This window comes from Pararobbsia silviterrae, from assembly GCF_003628125.1.
Classification (GTDB): Bacteria; Pseudomonadota; Gammaproteobacteria; order Burkholderiales; family Burkholderiaceae; genus Pararobbsia; species Pararobbsia silviterrae.
Window position 1 is genome coordinate 288,098 of sequence record NZ_RBZU01000004.1, and the last position, 17,125, is coordinate 305,222.

Consider the following 17,125-nt stretch of genomic DNA (forward strand, 5'->3'; position numbering starts at 1 on the left):
ATGAATGCTTCGATCCAGGTCACCCGCGATCCGTCGGTCCAGTATCTGCTGCGGCTCGGCGACACGTGTCTGATCCATGCGCAGCGGCTTGCCGAGTGGTGCGGTCATGCGCCGATCCTCGAGGAAGACATCGCGATGACGAATATCGCGCTCGACTATATCGGCCAGGCGCGCGCGTTGCTCACGCTCGCGGGGCAGCGCGAAGGCGCGGGTCACGACGAAGACCAGCTCGCCTATCTGCGCGAGGAACGCGATTACGTGAACCTCACGCTCGTCGAGTTGCCGCGCGGCGATTTTGCGGTTGCGATGATCCGCGCGTATTTGCTGGCGAGTCTGCTTCGGCATGTCTGGCGCGCGCTCGAATCGTCGCGCGACGAGGCGCTGGCCGCCATCGCGGGCAAGGCGATCAAGGAGGTCCGCTATCACGCGCAGCACGCGGGCGAATGGGTCGTGCGGCTCGGCCGCGGCACGCCCGAATCGGCGCGCCGCGCGCACGACGCGCTGAATGCGCTATGGCCGTATTTGCGCGAGGCGTTCGTCGCGGATCCCGTCGACGATCACGCGCACGCGACCGGTTTCGGTCCGCGCTGGGCCGATCTGCACGATGCGTGGCACACCGAGGTGGTTCAGACGCTTGCCGCGGCGGGACTCGAACCGCCGCCGACGACGCGCTTCGAAAGCGCGGGAAAATTCGGCCGTCACAGCGAGCATATGGGCTACATCCTCGCGGAGCTTCAGCACCTGCAGCGCGCGTATCCGGGAGGCGCATGGTGATGACGATTCGCAACGAGGGATGCATCGATCCCGCGCAGGTCGCGCGGATCATCGACACCGTACTCGATCCCGAGATACCGGTCGTGTCGATTCGCGAACTCGGCATCGTGCGCGATCTGCAGTGCACGCACGATCATGTCGACATCGTGCTGACGCCGACGTATTCGGGATGTCCCGCGACGGAGGCGATCGAAGCCGCGGTGCGCGAAGCGTTCGCGGACGCGGGCTATTCGAACGTGACCGTCCGCTATCGGCTCGCGCCGGCCTGGACGACCGACTGGATCACCGACGAAGGCCGCCGCAAGCTGCATGCATACGGTATCGCGCCGCCCGTGCGGCGCGCCGCCGACGAAGCCGCGCGCCACGAACGTCCGATCCGCTTCTTCGACCGCCGCGCCGATGCGTCCGTCCCGTGCCCGCAATGCGGCAGCGCGCAGACCGAGCGGTTGTCGGCGTTCGGATCGACCGCGTGCAAGTCGCTCTATCGCTGCCGCGCGTGCGGCGAACCCTTCGACTATTTCAAGCCGATCTGAATCCGGCGCGCCGAGCCTGTCATGAACACCCATTTCTATGCGTTGCGCGTGCGCGATGTGCGGCCCGATACCGACGATGCCGTCGTCGTGACGTTCGACCTGCCCGATGCGCTTGCCGAGACGTTCCGCTTTTCGGCGGGGCAGTACCTGACGCTGCGCCAGCAGGTCGACGGCGCGGACTTGCGGCGCTCGTATTCGATTTGCTCGGGCGTCGACGATCGCGCGTTGAGCGTCGCCGTACGCAAGGTTGCGGGCGGCGCGTTCTCGACGTGGGTCAACGACGCGCTGCGCGTCGGCGACGATATCGACGTGATGCCGCCGCAGGGCACGTTTCATGTGAGCGCGCCGGCGTCCGGCGACGATCTGCATCGCGGACGCGCGTTTCTGTTCATCGCGGCGGGCAGCGGCATCACGCCGATTCTGTCGATCATGAAGACGGTGCTCGCGCGCGAACCCGCATGCCGCTGCACGCTGATCTACGGCAACCGCATGCAAAGCACGGCGATGTTCAAGGAAGAGATCGAGGACCTCAAGAACCGCTATATGACGCGCGTCGTGCTCCACCACGTGTTCTCGCGCGAGCAGACGGATACGCCGTTGAGCAGCGGCCGGCTCGATCGCGAAAAGATCGCGCGCGTCTTGCAGACGCTTGTCGGCGTCGAGGCAATCGATCACGCATTTATCTGCGGACCGCATCAAGTCAACGACGAGGCCGAGATGGCCTTGCTCGATGCGGGGCTCGCGTCCGAACGAATCCATATCGAACGCTTCGGCGCGCCGCCGCCGGTCGCGGGCGCGCGCGCGGAGCCCGTGCGCGCGGACGTCGCGCCCGTCGCGCGCATCACGATCGTGCGCGACGGCATGCATCGCGAGATCCGCTTCGACAAGACCGATACGAGCATTCTCGACGCCGCGAGCGGCGCGGGTCTCGATATGCCGTTCTCATGTAAATCGGGCGTCTGCTGCACGTGCCGCGCGAAGCTGCTGCGCGGCGAAGTCCGCATGGATCGCAATTTCGCGCTCGACAAGCACGAACTCGACGCGGGCTTCGTGCTCACGTGTCAGGCCTATCCGGTGACCGAGGAGGTCGTGTTGTCGTTCGACGAGCGATAGCGAGGACAGCGGACACGTCGCGATCGTGTTGCGCGAACGGGGCTCTGAAGCCCGGATGGCAAAATAGGATCTCGATCGATGCCCTGCAAGGAGTGATGCCATGGCCCGCAAGCGGACCGCCGATTACGATATCCAGCGCGACAAGATTCTCGAACAGGCCGCGAACCTGTTCGCGCGCGGCGGGTATCCGGGAACCTCGATGAACGACGTCGCCGAAGCCTGCGGCGTCTCGAAGCCGGCGCTCTATCACTATGTCCGCGATAAGTATCAGTTGCTCGTGCATATCTGCGAGCGCCATATCGAACGGCTCGAAGCCGTCGTGCACGATGTCGCGGCGCTCGGACTTGCGCCCGAGCCGCGCTTGCGCGCGCTGATCGCGCGCTTCGTCGATGAGTACTCGGTCGCGCAAAGCGCGCATCGCGTGCTGACCGAAGACGTCAAGTTTCTTGAAAGCGAGGATCGCGACCGGATCCTCGACGCCGAACGCCGGGTCGTCGCCTATCTCGCGCAGACCGTCGCGGCGCTGCGTCCCGAGGTCGATACGGCGCGCTTGTCGAAGCCGCTGACGATGCTGCTGTTCGGCATGATCAATTGGATGTTCACCTGGCTCAAGCCGGGCGGCGAACTCGACCATGCGGCGATGGCGCCGATCGTGGCCGATCTGTTTCTGGGCGGACTCGACGCCGTGAAGGTCGAGCGGCCGCTTGCCAGCACGATGGAACTGACGGGAGACACATGACATGAACACGGAGCGGCGCACGCGATGACATCGTCCATCGGCATTCTTCAGAGTCATATCGCGGGCAGATGGATCGGGCAGCACGCCGGTCAGGCCTTGCATAGCGCGGTCACGGGCGACGCGATCGGTGCGACGCATGCGGAAGCCCTCGACTTCGGCGAAGCGCTCGCCTATGCGCGCGGGACCGGACTACGCACCGTGCTCGCGCACGATTTCCAGCAACGCGCCGCGATCCTGCGCGCGCTCGCGAAGTATCTGTTCGAGCGCAAGGAATCGCTCTATGCGATCTCGACGCTCACGGGTGCGACACGCAACGACAGCTGGATCGACATCGACGGCGGCATCGGCACGCTGTTCGCCTATGCGAGTCTCGGCGGCAATGAATTGCCGTCGGGACACGTCGTGCACGAAGGCCCTGTCGTGCCGCTCGGCAAACAGGGGACGTTCGCGGGCACGCATATTCTCGTGCCGCGGCGCGGCGTCGCCGTCCATATCAATGCGTTCAATTTTCCTGTCTGGGGCTTGCTCGAAAAATTCGCGCCGACCTTTGTCGCCGGCATGCCCTGCATCGCGAAGCCCGCGACCGCGACGAGCTTTCTGACCGAGCGGCTCGTGCGCATGATCGATGCCTCGGGCCTGCTGCCCGCCGGTGCGCTTCAGCTCGTGATCGGCGGAACGGGCGATCTGCTCGATCGCCTCGAAGGCACGGACGTCGTGACGTTCACGGGCTCGGCCGAGACGGCCGCGAAGCTGCGCGCGAATCCGAACCTGCTGCGCAGCGGTATTCCGTTCAATGCCGAGGCCGACTCGCTGAACTGCGCGATCCTTGCGCCCGACGTACGCGCCGGCGATCCCGAGTTCGATCTGTTCGTCAAGGAACTCGCGCGTGAAATGACGACGAAAGCGGGGCAGAAGTGCACGGCGATCCGGCGCGCGATCGTGCCGCGCGCGCAGCTCGACGCCGTGCTTGACGCATTGCGTGCGCGGCTCGCGAAGACGACGGTGGGCGACCCGGCGCTCGAATCCGTGCGCATGGGGCCGCTCGCGTCCGCGGCGCAGAAACGCGATGTGCTCGCGCGGATCGCCGAGCTTGCCGCGGGGAACGAAGTCGTCGCGGGAGAGCATGGAGGGCGCGTCGAATCGGGGATCGAAGCGGGTCTCGAATCAGGCGGTCAATCAGGCAGTCAATCAGGCAGTCAATCAGGCAGTCAATCAGGCAGTCAATCGGGCATTCCGTCGAGCGCGGCTTGGGCGCCCATCGGCGAGCGCACCGAGCAGGGCGCCTTCGTCGCGCCGACCCTGATCGTGTGCCGCGATCCGCACGGCCACGCGGCCGTGCACGACGTCGAGGCCTTCGGCCCGGTGTCGACTGTCATGCCGTACGACGACATCGACGAGGCGGTCGCGCTGGCCGCACGCGGTCGCGGCAGTCTCGTCGGCACGCTCGTCACGCACGATCCCGCGATCGCCGCGCGCGTCGTGCCCGAGGTCGCGAGTCTGCATGGACGTCTGCTCGTGCTCGATCGCGAGTCGGCCGCCGAATCGACGGGACATGGCTCGCCGTTGCCGCAGCTCAAGCATGGCGGTCCCGGGCGCGCGGGCGGCGGCGAGGAGCTCGGCGGCATCCGGGCGATCAAGCATTATCTGCAGCGCGCGGCGGTCCAGGGTTCGCCGACGATGCTCGCGGCAGTCACACGCGAATATGTGCGGGGCGCGGCCGTGCGCGAATCGGAAGTGCATCCGTTTCGGCGACACTTCGAGGATTTGCAGGTCGGCGACTCGCTGCTCACGCATCGGCGCACGGTCACCGAGGCCGATATCGTCGCGTTCGGCGGACTATCGGGCGACTTCTTCTATATGCATTTCGACGAGATCGCGGCGCGCCAAAGCGCGTTCGGACGCCGCATCGCGCATGGCTATTTCGTGCTGTCCGCGGCCGCGGGCCTGTTCGTGTCGCCGGCCGAGGGGCCGGTCCTCGCGAACTACGGGCTCGACGCGTTGCGCTTCGTCAAGCCCGTGGGCATCGGCGATACGATCCGCGCGCGTCTGACGTGCAAACGCAAGACCGATCGCGCCAAGCGCGATGCGAACGGCGTCGGGCAGGGCGTCGTCGCCTGGGATGTCGAGGTCACGAACCAGGACGGCGAGCTCGTCGCCTCGTACGACATCCTGACGCTCGTCGCGAAGCACGCGCCTGCCGAGACAGGCGCGGCCTGACGCGTTCCGGATCTCAGGCCGCGAACGTTTCCACGCACGCCGCGCGTACGCGCTCGACGACGCTGTCCCATGTCTCGCCGGGCTGCCGGCGAAACAGTCGGACCGTCTCCGGGTACCAAGGCGTGTCTTCGCGGCCGTGCATCCAGCGCCAGTCGACGTCGTGATCGGGCAGCAGCACCCAGCACGGCTTGCCGAGCGACGCCGCGAGGTGCACGACCGCCGTATCGACGCTGATCACGAGATCGAGCGTCGCGATGATCGCGGCCGTGTCGGCCAGGTCGCCGATCTCGGCCGCGAGCGCCTCGATCGGCGCGCCGCGCGCGGCCCAGGCGGGCGGCGGCGTGACGGCTTCTTCCTGGCCCGTGCCTTTCTGCAGGCTCACGAACCGGAGGTTCGGCAGGTTCGCAAGCGGTGCGAGCGTCGCGAGCGACGACAGCGAGCGGTGCGCGTCGTTGTGATGACGCGGATTGCCCTTCCAGACGAGGCCCACGCGCGGACCCGGCGACAACGATGCGAGACGCGCGCGCCACGATTCGGCGAGCGCCGGTTCGACATGCAGATAGCACGCGTTCGCGCGCGGGTCGTCGATCGATGCGCGCAGATGCAGCGGCAGACTCAGCGGGCTCGTCCAGTAGTCGAAGTCCTTCGCGTTCGCGAGCGCTTCCTGATGATCGACGACGGCATCGATGCCCTCGACGCCGGCGACAAGCCGTCGCAATGCGGGCATGCATGCGAACACGACGCGTGAAGCGCCGAGGGCTTCGAGCATCGGGAAGTAACGGCCGAACTGAAGCATGTCGCCGAGCCCGTCTTCCTGCCAGAGCAGCAGGGACTTGCCCGCCAGCGGTTCGCCTTGCCAATGCGCGCAGCGGATCAGCTTGCGCGTCGCATGGTGAATGAACTCGGCATGGTCGTAGCGCGATTCATAGAGCGGCCACGCCTCGTCGAAGCGTCCCTGGCTCAGCAGCAGCGTGGCGAGGCCGAAGCGTGCTTCCGGGTAGTTCGCGCGCGTGCCGATCGCCTGGCGATACGCGGCTTCCGAGCCCGCGAAATCGCCGAGCGCCTTGAGGACGTTGCCCAGGTTATAGGCCGCGCGCTCGAAATCGGGGTGCCTTGCCAGCGCGTCGCGGAATACGTCGGCGGCTTCATCGAGACGTTCGAGATCGCGCAGCACGCACCCGAGGCTGTTCTGGACTTCGGCGACATCGGGCCGCAAACGGTGCGCTTCGCGGTACGCGTCGGCCGCGTCGGCGAGCCCGCCCCGCGCGGTCAGCACGAGGCCGAGATTGAAGTGGGCTTCGGCGTAGTCGGGCCGCAGATGGATCGCGCGGCGGCACGCCGATTCGGCTTCGCCGAGCCGCTTGAGCGCGGTCAGCACGGCGGCGAACGTGTTGAGCGTGCGCGGATCTTCGGCGCGGATCGTCAGCGCGAGCAGGCAGGCCTTCTCGGCTTCGCGCGCCATACCCGAGAGCCGCAGCGCGTCGGCCATCTCGCGCAGCGTGTCCGCATTGTTCGGTTCGAGCTTGAGCGCGAGCTGGTAGGCGCGCAGCGCTTCGGGCAGCCGGCCGAGGTCCTTGAGCACGTTCGCGAGCCGGATCGGCGTGCGGCGATGGCCGGGATTCAGCTTGAGCACGGCCCGATAGGCGTGCTCGGCGTCGGCGAGCTTGCCCTGGTCGTGCAGCGTCCTCGCGAGGCCGAACGCGATCTCGGCGTCGTCGGGCCGTGCCGCGTGCGCGTGTTCGTAGAGCGCGAGCGCCGCGTCGAGCTGCTTGTTCTCGCGGAGCACGCCGGCGAGCGCCGCGCGCGCGTCGACGTCGTCGGGATGCGCGTCGTGCCATGCGCGGTAGAGCGGTTCGATCTCGGCGCCGCGTCCGACCGCGCGCAGCAGGGTGCCGAGGTTCGTATAGGCGTCGGCGAAATCGGGGGCGAGCGCGATGCAGGCGCGCCAATGCGTCTCGGCCTCGTCCGTGCGATGCATCGCAAGCAGGCACAGACCCGCGATGTTGTGCGCATGCGCGTGCGCGGACGGCGCGAGGGGCGCGTCGATCGCGCGCTCGACGATATGGAGCGCGGGCGCATAGTGGCCGGCCGAACAGAGGGATTGAGCCTGGGCGAACCAGTTGTCGGCAAGCGGGGGACGCGTCGGGAGGTCAGTCACGGGAAATCGGGCAGCGAATAGTGGAAGCGGCGGGCGGCATCGCCCGAAGCAGCGGAAGCGGGCGGTATCGCCCGAAGCATGCCTGCATTTGCTTACATTGTCATTGAGCGTGGGGCGGGCCGAAGCGCCGGCGCGCAAGGCGATGCGGCCCGCCATACGGGAGCCGAGTTCGCGATCCGGTAACGACGCGGCGCGATGCGCCGCGCCGCATGCCGCGGGCCTGGCCGGGCGGCGCGGGCGCGCCCGCCCGGATGCGCGATAACTGTCTGATTCTCCAACTATTCGGGTCGGATGTCGGGCGCGGGCCCGATTCGATTTCTGACTGAAGTATCCTTTGCCGGTTGCACCGCGCGCTCGCCGGGGACGGCCGGACCGACGCGGCCTGATTTGAAACGGCCCCGGTCGATGGTTAGACTCTTGTCGTCGCAGGTTCGCTTGTCCCCCTTTCCACCCCCACGCAGAACGGAACACGCATGCAAACCAAGGCTGTCCTGACCACGGTCGAAGTCTCCCGCATTCTCGCCGCCGCGCGCGCCGAGGCGACGCAACACGGCTGGCCCGTCGCGATCGCGATCGTCGATGACGGCGGCCACCCGCTCGCGCTCGAGCGGCTCGACCAGAGCGCGCCGATCAGCGCCTATATCGCCGTCGAGAAAGCGCGCACGGCCGCGCTCGGGCGCCGCGAGTCGAAAGCCTACGAAGACATGATCAACGGCGGCCGGACCGCGTTCCTGTCGGCGCCGGTCCTCAGCGGCACGCTCGAAGGCGGCGTGCCGATCGTCGTCGACGGGCAGGTCGTCGGCGCGGTCGGCGTGTCGGGCGTCAAGGCGCCTGAAGACGCGCAGATCGCCAAGGCGGGCGTCGCGGCCGCCCAAGCATAGGCGCGCGGCCGCGCCGGACCGGGCGGGCGCGGCACGCGCCCCGGTCCGCGCGCCCGCGCGACATACGAGATTCACCATCCGAAGCAGAGGAACACATGTCTGAACGCATCCAGCACCACGGCCTGCAGGTCGCCGAGATTCTGAACCGTTTCATCGAACAGGAGGCGCTGCCCGGGACGGGCATCGATGCCGCCGCCTTCTGGAAAGGGTTCGACGCGCTCGTGCACGATCTCGCCCCGAAGAACCGCGCGCTGCTCGCCGAGCGCGATCGCCTGCAGACCGAGATCGATGCCTGGCATCGCGCGAACCCCGGTCCGATCGCCGATATGGACGGCTATCGCGCGTTCCTCGAACGCATCGGCTATCTGCTGCCGCGCACCGCGCCGACACAGGCCACGACGTCGAACGTCGATTCCGAAATCGCCCTGCAGGCGGGTCCGCAGCTCGTCGTGCCGGTTTCGAACCAGCGCTATGCGCTGAACGCCGCGAATGCGCGCTGGGGCAGTCTGTATGACGCGCTCTACGGCACCGATGCGATTCCCGAGACCGACGGCGCCGAGCGCGCCGGTGCGTTCAATCCCGTGCGCGGCGCGCGCGTCGTCACGCGCGGCCGCCTGCTGCTCGACGTCGCGGTGGCGCTCTCGAAGGGCTCGCACAAGGATGCGACCGCGTATCTCGTGCGCGACGGCAAGCTCGTCGTCAAGACCGCGGCGGGCGAAACGACGCTCGCGAATCCCGCGCAATTCGCCGGCTATCAGGGCGCGGCCGATGCGCCGAGCGCGATCCTGCTCAAGAACCACGGCCTCCATCTCGACCTTCAGATCGACCGCAACGCGCCGATCGGCAAGACCGATGCGGCCGGGATCAACGACATCATCGTCGAAGCCGCGATCACGACGATCATGGACTGCGAGGATTCCGTCGCGGCCGTCGACGCGCAGGACAAGGTGCAGATCTATCGCAACTGGCTCGGCCTGATGACCGGCGATCTGACCGAGCAGCTCACGAAGAACGGCAAGACGTTCACGCGTCGCCTGAATCCGGACCGGGCCTACACGGCGCCCGACGGCTCGACGCTCACGCTGCATGGCCGCTCGCTCATGTTCGTGCGCAACGTCGGTCACCTGATGACGACGCCGGCCGTGCTCGACAAGGACGGCAACGAGATTCCCGAAGGCATCCTCGATGCGGTCGTCACGAGTCTCGCGTCGCTGCGCGATCTCGCGAATCGCAAGAACTCGCGCACGGGCTCGTTCTATATCGTCAAGCCCAAGATGCACGGTCCCGCCGAGGTCGCGTTCGCCGACACGCTGTTCAGCCGCGTCGAAGCGTTGCTGGGCCTGCCGGCGAACACGCTCAAGATGGGCATCATGGACGAGGAGCGACGCACGAGCGTGAATCTCGGCGCATCCATCGCGGCGGCGTCGGCGCGCGTCGCGTTCATCAACACGGGGTTCCTCGACCGGACCGGCGACGAGATGCATACCGCGATGGAAGCGGGTCCTGTGCTGCGCAAGGGCGACATGAAGTCGTCGAAGTGGATCGCGGCCTACGAGCGCAGCAATGTGCTCGAAGGTTTGAACGCGGGCCTGCGCGGCCGCGCGCAGATCGGCAAGGGCATGTGGGCGATGCCGGATCTCATGGCCGCGATGCTCGAACAGAAGATCGCGCATCCGAAGGCCGGTGCGAACACGGCCTGGGTGCCGTCGCCGACCGCCGCGACGTTGCATGCGCTCCATTATCACGAGGTCGATGTCGAGGCCGTCCAGCGCGAACTCGAAAAGGTCGATCTGAACGCGACGCGCGAAGGGCTGCTCGTCGATCTGCTCACGATCCCCGTCGTCGATGCGCCGAAGTGGGGGGCGGACGAGATTCGCCAGGAACTCGAAAACAACACGCAGGGCATTCTCGGCTATGTCGTGCGCTGGATCGACCAGGGCGTCGGATGTTCGAAGGTGCCCGACATCCATAACGTCGGCCTGATGGAAGACCGGGCCACGCTGCGGATTTCGAGCCAGCACATCGCGAACTGGTTGCGTCATGGCGTCGTGACCGAGGCCCAGGTCCGCGAGACGTTCGAGCGCATGGCGGCGGTCGTCGACCGGCAAAACGCCGACGATCCGAATTATTTGCCGATGGCCGGCCACTTCGACACGTCGATCGCGTACAAAGCGGCATGCGCGCTCGTGTTCGAAGGACGTGCCCAGCCGAGCGGCTATACGGAGCCCCTGCTACACAAATTCCGTTTGACCTTCAAGACAGATAAACAACATGCTTAGCTTTCGGCGTGTCACACGCCGCTAAGCTTGGTATCCCAAACGGGCCGCGCATGAGCGCGGCCCGTTTTGTTTGGGCCGTATCGCGCACAGGCCTTGCCGGATAAGCCGCGCGCGGCATACGATGCCGGCCGGACGCCGCTTCGGTGTCCATAGAGGTGCGCTTTTTCGGTGCTTGAGCCATCCGTATATCGCACAAACTGAAATGCAAAGGATGCTTGCGCCTTCTCATCCGCTTACCGTTACAAAAATAACGTGCTACGCTGCCTGAAATTTTCATCGCGGATTGCTCAGTTCCCGAGATCAACGAGACGTCTTATCTCTGCATGCGGCGTTCGGGGCACCGCCAAGCAAAACCTGCCGTGACTGTTCATACCTTGAGCCTGGTCCGGAGGGGGGCCATGAGCGGCGAACTCGACTATCCGGTGCTATATGCCCACTTCGGCACAGCGAGCCCCTGCTGGCGCGTGTCGAGCGACAGCAATGCGCTGCAGTTATCGGCGATCAGCGGTCCCGCGACCGTGTCGGTCGCGCTGAGCGCCGAGCAGGCGTCGCGCGTCCGTGCGATGACCGGGGTCACCTCGCACCTCGTGCTCGATATTGTCATTTTCGGCAATCCGCTCCAGCTGCACCTCGTCGGCAAGAAAATCAATTTCCACGAATGGGCGGGCACCGCGTCGGCGTACAACGATACGGTGTCGGTCGCGCGCGATCTCGTGCATGGCTTGTCGTTTGCCGAGCAGGTCGTGTCCGAAGTCAATTCGCTCGTCGTCATTCTCGATCAGCACGGCAATATTCAGCGCTTCAATCGGCTTTGCGAGGAAGTGACCGGCGTGCGCGAGGAAGACGTCGTCGGCAAGAACGCTTACTCGATGTTCATGACGCCCGAGCAGGGCCAGCAGTCGAGCCAGAACATCAGCGGCTTTTTCCGCACGGGCGAAGCCTATGAAGTCGAGCGCCTTATCAATACGATCGTCGGGCCGCGGCTTTATTTGTTCCGCAATAAATTCGTGCAAAGCGGCAGCGGCGTCGACGAAAAGTTTCTGATCTGCTCGGGCACCGACATCACCGAAGAGCGGCGCGCGCAGCAGCGCCTGTCCGAACTCGCGAACACCGACGCGCTCACGGGTCTGCCGAACCGCAATGCGATTCACGACCGGATCCGCCGCGCGCTCGCGGCGGACGGGTCGCCTTCGGTCGGCATCCTGTTCCTCGATCTCGACAACTTCAAGCGCGTCAACGACCACTATGGGCACGTGATCGGCGACCGTCTGATCAAGGACGTCGCGTCGGCGGTCAAGGAATGTCTCGAAGAGGGCGAGACCGTCGCGCGCCTCGGCGGCGACGAGTTCATCGTGCTCGCGCAAGGCAAGACGACCGAGCAGCTCGAAGCGACGTCGCAGCGCATCCTCGACCGGCTGCGCACGCCGTTCAACCTCGGGCTGATCGAGGTCTATACGGGATGCTCGATCGGCATCGCCATTTCGCCCGCGCATAGCGACACGCTCGAAGGCCTGATCCGTTGCGCCGATACGGCCATGTATGTGGCGAAGGAAGCCGGCAAGCGGACGTTCCGCGTGTTCTCTCCGGAGATGAACAAGCGTGTCGCCGAGTACATGTGGCTCGATACGAATCTGCCGCGTGCGCTCGAGGACAATCAGCTCGTGCTCCACTACCAGCCCAAGGTCCGGCTCGAGACCGGCGAGGTGCTCGGCGTCGAGGCGCTCGTGCGCTGGAATTCGCCCGAGCGCGGCCTGGTCTCGCCGCTCGATTTCATTCCGTACGCGGAAGAGTCGGGCATGATCGGCCCGCTCGGCCGCTGGGTCATGCAGACCGCGGCGACGCAGGCGCAGCGCTGGCGTGAGCAGGGTCATGCGATTCGCGTCGCGATCAATATTTCGGCGCGTCAGCTCTCCGATACGGCGATCGTCCACGATCTGACCGACGCGCTCGAAACGGCCGGGCTCGCCCCGTGCCTGCTCGACCTCGAATTGACCGAGAGCTGCCTGATCGAGGACGAGGAAATGGCGCTCGGCCTCATTACGCAATTCCGCGAGATGGGCGCGCAAGTGCACCTCGACGACTTCGGCACCGGCTATTCGTCGCTGTCGCAACTCGCGCGGATTCCGCTCGACGTCATCAAGCTCGACCGCAGTTTCGTGCGCGGCATCAACACGAACGCGAAATCGCAGGCGCTCGTGCGCTCGATGGTCGCGGTCGCGCAAGCGCTCAACTACGGCATCGTCGCCGAAGGCGTCGAAACGGCGGCCGAAGAGGAATTCATCCGCAAGTGCGGGATCGAGTACGTGCAGGGCTATTTCTATGCGAAGCCGATGACGGCCGAGGCGCTTGAAACGTGGCTCGTCGAGCGGCAGAAGCTCAGGCTCATCGCCTGAGCTTCCGTGTGAAGCGGTATCTCTGACAACCTTCCTGGCTTAGCCCTTTAGATGGCGGCGAGCCAGGCCCCGGCGGGCAGAATTAGCCAACGTGGCGCAGCTTCGACGTGCGCCGGTTCTGCAGCATCACGAGCCGCTCCATGAACGCGAGGTCCTTCTCCTCGATCGTGAAGGCGGCGCGCACCCAGTCCTCGGTGATGTCCATGAGTTCCGAACGCGTGAGCGGGTTCACCCGATCGCGCGCGCGGAGCATGGCCTTCGTGCCGTTGAGCTTGGGTTTGATGCTGTCGATAAACGTACGCGTCGCAAGGAATGCATCGCCGGTTTCGAACGTGCCGTCGACGAGACCCTTGTCCTGATGCCACTCGGCCATATGCGATTCGCCCGTGCCGATGAGCTCCTCGGCCAGCTTCGGGGTCGCCTTGCGCGCGACGAGCGAATAGCCGCCCATTCCCGGGAACAGATTGAACGCGATCTCGGGGAACCCGAGGCGTGCGTCCTTCTGCGCCAGGATGTAGTGGTGCGCGAGCGCGGCTTCGAAACCGCCGCCAAGCGCCGAGCCCTCGACCATCGCGATCGACACGGCGCCGACACCGAAGCCCGTGTAGATCTCATAGAGACCGTCGATGCACGAACGCGCATAGGCCATCAGCGGTTCGCGATGACGCGAGCGAATCGTTTCGGCAAAGAAGTTCAAGTCGCCGCCGACGTTGAACAAGGTCGGCACGAGCGAGCCGGTCACCCAAAAATCGATGGGCAGACCCGATTCGCGCGCACCGCGCGCAAGCGAGATGATGTCGGTCACGAGGTCCTGATTGAAACACGGACGCGGGTGCGCGCGCAGCATCATCCACATGACGTTGCGACCTTCTTCATAATAGGCAGAAACTTGCGAGAGGTTGCCGGCTTCAGTAAAAGGACGGCAAGCAGGATGATTTTTGAGGTTCATCTTCAAGTCCAGGTAAGTGCTACGGTTCAGGGGGTGAAGCACACACAGCCTATGTCAGAAATTGCAGCGCGCACGCATCCCGTCCGGGCAGAATTTCCGCCAGACCATTTAGGTACGCGAACAACTCGAACAGCCTGCTTCACGCCAGCCGCGGCGTTTATTTGAGCGTGCTTGTTTAGAAGCCGGAATCGATACGTGTTTATGACGCGCACGTATTGCCCGGAGACTTCGGCAACTGCGTGCTAAAACACATGTTTAGGTTAGCGACTTGGTTCTTAGAGGATCGTTGTCTTGCGCACGAAACTCGTAGGAAAAATCATTCGAATGTGCGCTTGTGAACAAGAGCATGTCGAAATAGACCGCGAATGCGGTCTTCCGAACGCGCATCGGTCAAATTGGAATGCTTACATCGGTAATGAAATGCGTGATTTTCGCTAAGCGGCGATCTGTATTTCCGGTTGTTGCGTTTCGAGAAAAGCAGAACGGCTTATTGAAGCGGGGAGCGTGGACGAGGCGTGTGTGCCGAGCGCGGATACCGATCGCGCGCTCAGTGTGTCGCGGCGTGCGGAACCTTTAAGCGTCGGCGCCGACGCCGAGCTGTTCCGACATCTTGACGAGATCGGCGACCGAACCGGCCTCCATTTTTTTCATCATGTGGCCGCGATGGATCTTGACCGTGATTTCGCTGAGACCGATGCGCGCGGCGATCTGCTTGTTGAGCATTCCGGCGGTCACGAAATGGAGCACTTCGCGCTCGCGCGCCGTCAATGTCGCATAGCGTTCGCGCAGCTCGGACAGCCAGCGGTCATTGCGGCGGCGCACTTCGTCGCGCGCGAGCGCGGCCGACACGGCGTCGAGCAGGTCCTCCTCGCGAAACGGCTTCGCGAGGAAATCGATCGCGCCGGCCTTCATGGCGCGTACGGTCATCGGAATATCGCCGTGTCCCGTCATGAAGATGATCGGCAAATGAATATCGGCGCGCTGGAGCTGGGATTGGAACTCAAGACCGTTGAGTCCGGGCAGGCGTACGTCGAGGACGAGACAACTCGGCACGTCGGGCAGCGCACGGCGCAGGAGTTCGGGCGCGGATGCATACGATTCGACACGTAAGCCGACCGAGCGGAACAGGCTGTCGAGCGCTTCGCGCAGCGACAGATCGTCGTCGACGACGAACACGATCGGTGCCCCGTGCGTATCGGGGTGCGTGTCGGGGTGCGTACTTGCGGACGGATCGGACTCGGTCACTGCGAGGTCTCCGGGGTGCGCCGCGCGGTTTTATGCGCCAAGCGCCGAATCGACGAGCGTCTGGGCTTCGGCGATCACGCGCTGGAGATGCTCGGGCCCATTGAAGCTTTCCGCATAGATCTTATAGATGTCCTCGGTGCCCGACGGCCGGGCGGCGAACCATGCGTGATCGGTGACGACCTTGAGTCCGCCGATCGATGCATTGTTCGCGGGCGCGGAGGTCAGCACGGCCCGGATCGGTTCGCCCGCGAGTTCGTTCGAACGGACCTGTTCGGGCGTCAGCGCGCCGAGCTTCTTTTTCTGTGCGGGCGTCGCGGGCGCATCGATACGGTCGGCCGCGGGCGCACCGAATTCGTTCGCAAGCGCGGTATACAACTGAGCCGGATCGCGGCCCGTTTTCGCGGTCATTTCGGCCGAGAGCAATGCGGCCGTGATTCCGCATTTGTCGGTCGTCCAGACCGTGCCGTCGCGCCGCAGGAACGCCGCCCCCGCGCTTTCTTCGCCGCCGAAGCCCAATGACCCGTCGCAGAGGCCCGGCGCGAACCACTTGAAGCCCACCGGCACTTCAAAGAGCGTGCGGCCGAGCTTCGCCGCGACGCGATCGATCATGCTGCTGCTCACGAGCGTCTTGCCGACGGCGGTTTGCGCGCGCCAATCGGGGCGGTTGCGGAACAGATAGTCGATCGCGACCGACAGATAGTGATTGGGCGGCATGAGGCCCGCGCTCGGCGCGACGATGCCGTGACGGTCGTGGTCGGTATCGCATGCGAACGCGATGTCGAACCGGTCCTTGAGTTCGACGAGGCTGCGCATCGCATACGGCGAGGACGGATCCATGCGGATCTTGCCGTCCCAGTCGGCGGTCATGAAGCGGAAGGTCGGGTCGACCGCGTCGCTCGTGATCGTGAGATCGAGCTTGTAGCGCTCGGCGATCGGCCCCCAGTAGTGCACGCCCGCGCCGCCGAGCGGATTGACGCCGATGCGGATCCCCGAGGCGCGCAGCAGATCCATGTCGATGACTGCCGCGAGGTCGGCCACGAAGGTCGAGACGAAATCGTGCCGCCGCGTCGTCGGGACCCGGATCGCCTGTTCGTACGGAATGCGTTTGACCTCGTTGAGCCCCGCTTCGAGCAGTGCGTTGGCGCGCTGCTCGATCCATTTCGTGATGTCCGTATCGGCCGGGCCGCCGTTGATCGCGTTGTACTTGAAGCCGCCGCTGTCGGGCGGGTTGTGCGACGGCGTGATGACGATGCCGTCGGCGAGGCCCGACGTGCGGCCGCGATTGAACGTGAGGATCGCATGCGAGATCGCGGGCGTCGGGGTGTATTCGTCGCGCTCGGCGATCCGGATTTCAATGCCGTTCGCCGCGAGGACTTCGAGCGCGCTCACATAGGCCGGATGCGACAGCGCATGCGTATCGATGCCGAGAAACAGCGGCCCGTCGATGCGTGCGTGCGCGCGGTAGTCGCAGACGGCCTGGCTCACGGCGACGATATGCGCTTCGTTGAAGGTGCGCTCGAACGACGAGCCGCGATGCCCCGAGGTGCCGAACGCGATGCGCTGCGTGGCGACCGACGGGTCGGGGCGTTCGGTGTAGTAGGCCGTGACGAGTTTCGGAATATCGACGAGACCCGACGGCGAAATCAGCGTGCCGGCACGGGGATCGACTTTGCGCGCAGGATCGGACGGGGCGTTCATGGCGTCTCCTGTCTGGAGAATCTTGGGTAAGGGCGAGGGCCGGGAGTGAGGCACAGGCTACCACTAAACCGAACGCGCGGACCACGGGGCAAGGCACGGCGGTGGTACGCTTGGGCGTCGCGTCCTGTCTATTTATTGGTTTCCTT

The 17,125-nt window shown here is 65.4% G+C and carries 12 protein-coding genes; 8 read left to right on the top strand and 4 right to left on the bottom strand.

What is annotated here, in order from left to right; genetic code table 11:
- The 5 genes from paaC (at position 1) to D7S86_RS30160 (ending at position 5,376) form a co-directional block, all read left to right on the top strand.
- Positions 1–774, top strand: a complete 774-nt coding sequence (paaC, locus tag D7S86_RS11745; protein WP_121086928.1) for a 1,2-phenylacetyl-CoA epoxidase subunit PaaC — start codon at positions 1–3, stop codon at positions 772–774.
- Positions 774–1,307 (top strand): 1,2-phenylacetyl-CoA epoxidase subunit PaaD, encoded by a 534-nt coding sequence (gene paaD / locus D7S86_RS11750; RefSeq protein WP_121086930.1) that lies wholly within the window; start codon positions 774–776, stop codon positions 1,305–1,307. Before paaC ends, paaD begins: the two co-directional genes overlap by 1 nt.
- A 21-nt stretch (positions 1,308–1,328) precedes the next feature.
- The gene (paaE, locus tag D7S86_RS11755) at positions 1,329–2,420 is read left to right on the top strand and encodes a 1,2-phenylacetyl-CoA epoxidase subunit PaaE (RefSeq protein WP_121086595.1); all 1,092 of its coding nucleotides are present in this window, start codon (positions 1,329–1,331) and stop codon (positions 2,418–2,420) included.
- A gap of 100 nt (positions 2,421–2,520) precedes the next feature.
- Entirely contained in the window at positions 2,521–3,159 is a 639-nt protein-coding gene (locus D7S86_RS11760; protein WP_121086597.1) for a TetR/AcrR family transcriptional regulator, read from the top strand.
- Between the two features lie 24 nt (positions 3,160–3,183).
- Positions 3,184–5,376, top strand: a complete 2,193-nt coding sequence (locus D7S86_RS30160; protein ID WP_240648097.1) for an aldehyde dehydrogenase family protein — start codon at positions 3,184–3,186, stop codon at positions 5,374–5,376.
- A 13-nt stretch (positions 5,377–5,389) separates the two neighbouring features.
- Here D7S86_RS30160 and D7S86_RS11775 read toward each other — a convergent pair whose 3' ends face one another.
- Positions 5,390–7,534, bottom strand: coding sequence for a tetratricopeptide repeat protein (locus D7S86_RS11775; protein WP_240648098.1), 2,145 nt, complete (start codon positions 7,532–7,534; stop codon positions 5,390–5,392).
- Positions 7,535–8,007: 473 nt separating this feature from the next.
- On the opposite strand from D7S86_RS11775, the gene D7S86_RS11780 reads away from it, so the two are divergent.
- The 3 genes from D7S86_RS11780 (at position 8,008) to pdeR (ending at position 13,087) form a co-directional block, all read left to right on the top strand.
- On the top strand, positions 8,008–8,415 hold the full coding sequence (locus tag D7S86_RS11780; protein WP_121086601.1) for a heme-binding protein: 408 nt from the start codon (positions 8,008–8,010) through the stop codon (positions 8,413–8,415).
- Positions 8,416–8,510: 95 nt separating this feature from the next.
- On the top strand, positions 8,511–10,694 hold the full coding sequence (locus tag D7S86_RS11785) for a malate synthase G (RefSeq protein ID WP_121086603.1): 2,184 nt from the start codon (positions 8,511–8,513) through the stop codon (positions 10,692–10,694).
- 398 nt (positions 10,695–11,092) lie between these two features.
- Positions 11,093–13,087: a cyclic di-GMP phosphodiesterase gene (gene pdeR, locus D7S86_RS11790; protein WP_121086605.1), complete on the top strand. Its 1,995-nt coding sequence runs from the start codon at positions 11,093–11,095 to the stop codon at positions 13,085–13,087.
- A gap of 82 nt (positions 13,088–13,169) precedes the next feature.
- On the opposite strand, the gene D7S86_RS11795 is transcribed toward pdeR, so the two are convergent.
- The 3 genes from D7S86_RS11795 to pgm form a co-directional block, all read right to left on the bottom strand.
- On the bottom strand, positions 13,170–14,036 hold the full coding sequence (locus D7S86_RS11795; protein WP_121086607.1) for a crotonase/enoyl-CoA hydratase family protein: 867 nt from the start codon (positions 14,034–14,036) through the stop codon (positions 13,170–13,172).
- Positions 14,037–14,609: 573 nt separating this feature from the next.
- Positions 14,610–15,215, bottom strand: a complete 606-nt coding sequence (locus tag D7S86_RS11800) for a response regulator transcription factor (RefSeq protein WP_240648112.1) — start codon at positions 15,213–15,215, stop codon at positions 14,610–14,612.
- 96 nt (positions 15,216–15,311) lie between these two features.
- Positions 15,312–16,979 carry a phosphoglucomutase (alpha-D-glucose-1,6-bisphosphate-dependent) gene (gene pgm, locus D7S86_RS11805; RefSeq protein ID WP_121086611.1) on the bottom strand — a complete coding sequence of 556 codons (1,668 nt, stop codon included), beginning with the start codon at positions 16,977–16,979 and terminating at the stop codon, positions 15,312–15,314.
- Positions 16,980–17,125: the final 146 nt, after the last annotated feature.

Excerpts from the sequence above, each read along its gene's own strand:
- pgm (WP_121086611.1), bottom strand. The coding sequence starts at position 16,979 with ATGAACGCCCCGTCCGATCCTGCGCGCAAAGTCGATCCCCGTGCCGGC.
- D7S86_RS11780 (WP_121086601.1), top strand. The coding sequence starts at position 8,008 with ATGCAAACCAAGGCTGTCCTGACCACGGTCGAAGTCTCCCGCATTCTC.
- D7S86_RS11785 (WP_121086603.1), top strand. The coding sequence starts at position 8,511 with ATGTCTGAACGCATCCAGCACCACGGCCTGCAGGTCGCCGAGATTCTG.
- D7S86_RS11795 (WP_121086607.1), bottom strand. The coding sequence starts at position 14,036 with ATGAACCTCAAAAATCATCCTGCTTGCCGTCCTTTTACTGAAGCCGGC.
- D7S86_RS11760 (WP_121086597.1), top strand. The coding sequence starts at position 2,521 with ATGGCCCGCAAGCGGACCGCCGATTACGATATCCAGCGCGACAAGATT.
- D7S86_RS30160 (WP_240648097.1), top strand. The coding sequence starts at position 3,184 with ATGACATCGTCCATCGGCATTCTTCAGAGTCATATCGCGGGCAGATGG.
- paaE (WP_121086595.1), top strand. The coding sequence starts at position 1,329 with ATGAACACCCATTTCTATGCGTTGCGCGTGCGCGATGTGCGGCCCGAT.
- paaD (WP_121086930.1), top strand. The coding sequence starts at position 774 with ATGACGATTCGCAACGAGGGATGCATCGATCCCGCGCAGGTCGCGCGG.
- pdeR (WP_121086605.1), top strand. The coding sequence starts at position 11,093 with ATGAGCGGCGAACTCGACTATCCGGTGCTATATGCCCACTTCGGCACA.
- paaC (WP_121086928.1), top strand. The coding sequence starts at position 1 with ATGAATGCTTCGATCCAGGTCACCCGCGATCCGTCGGTCCAGTATCTG.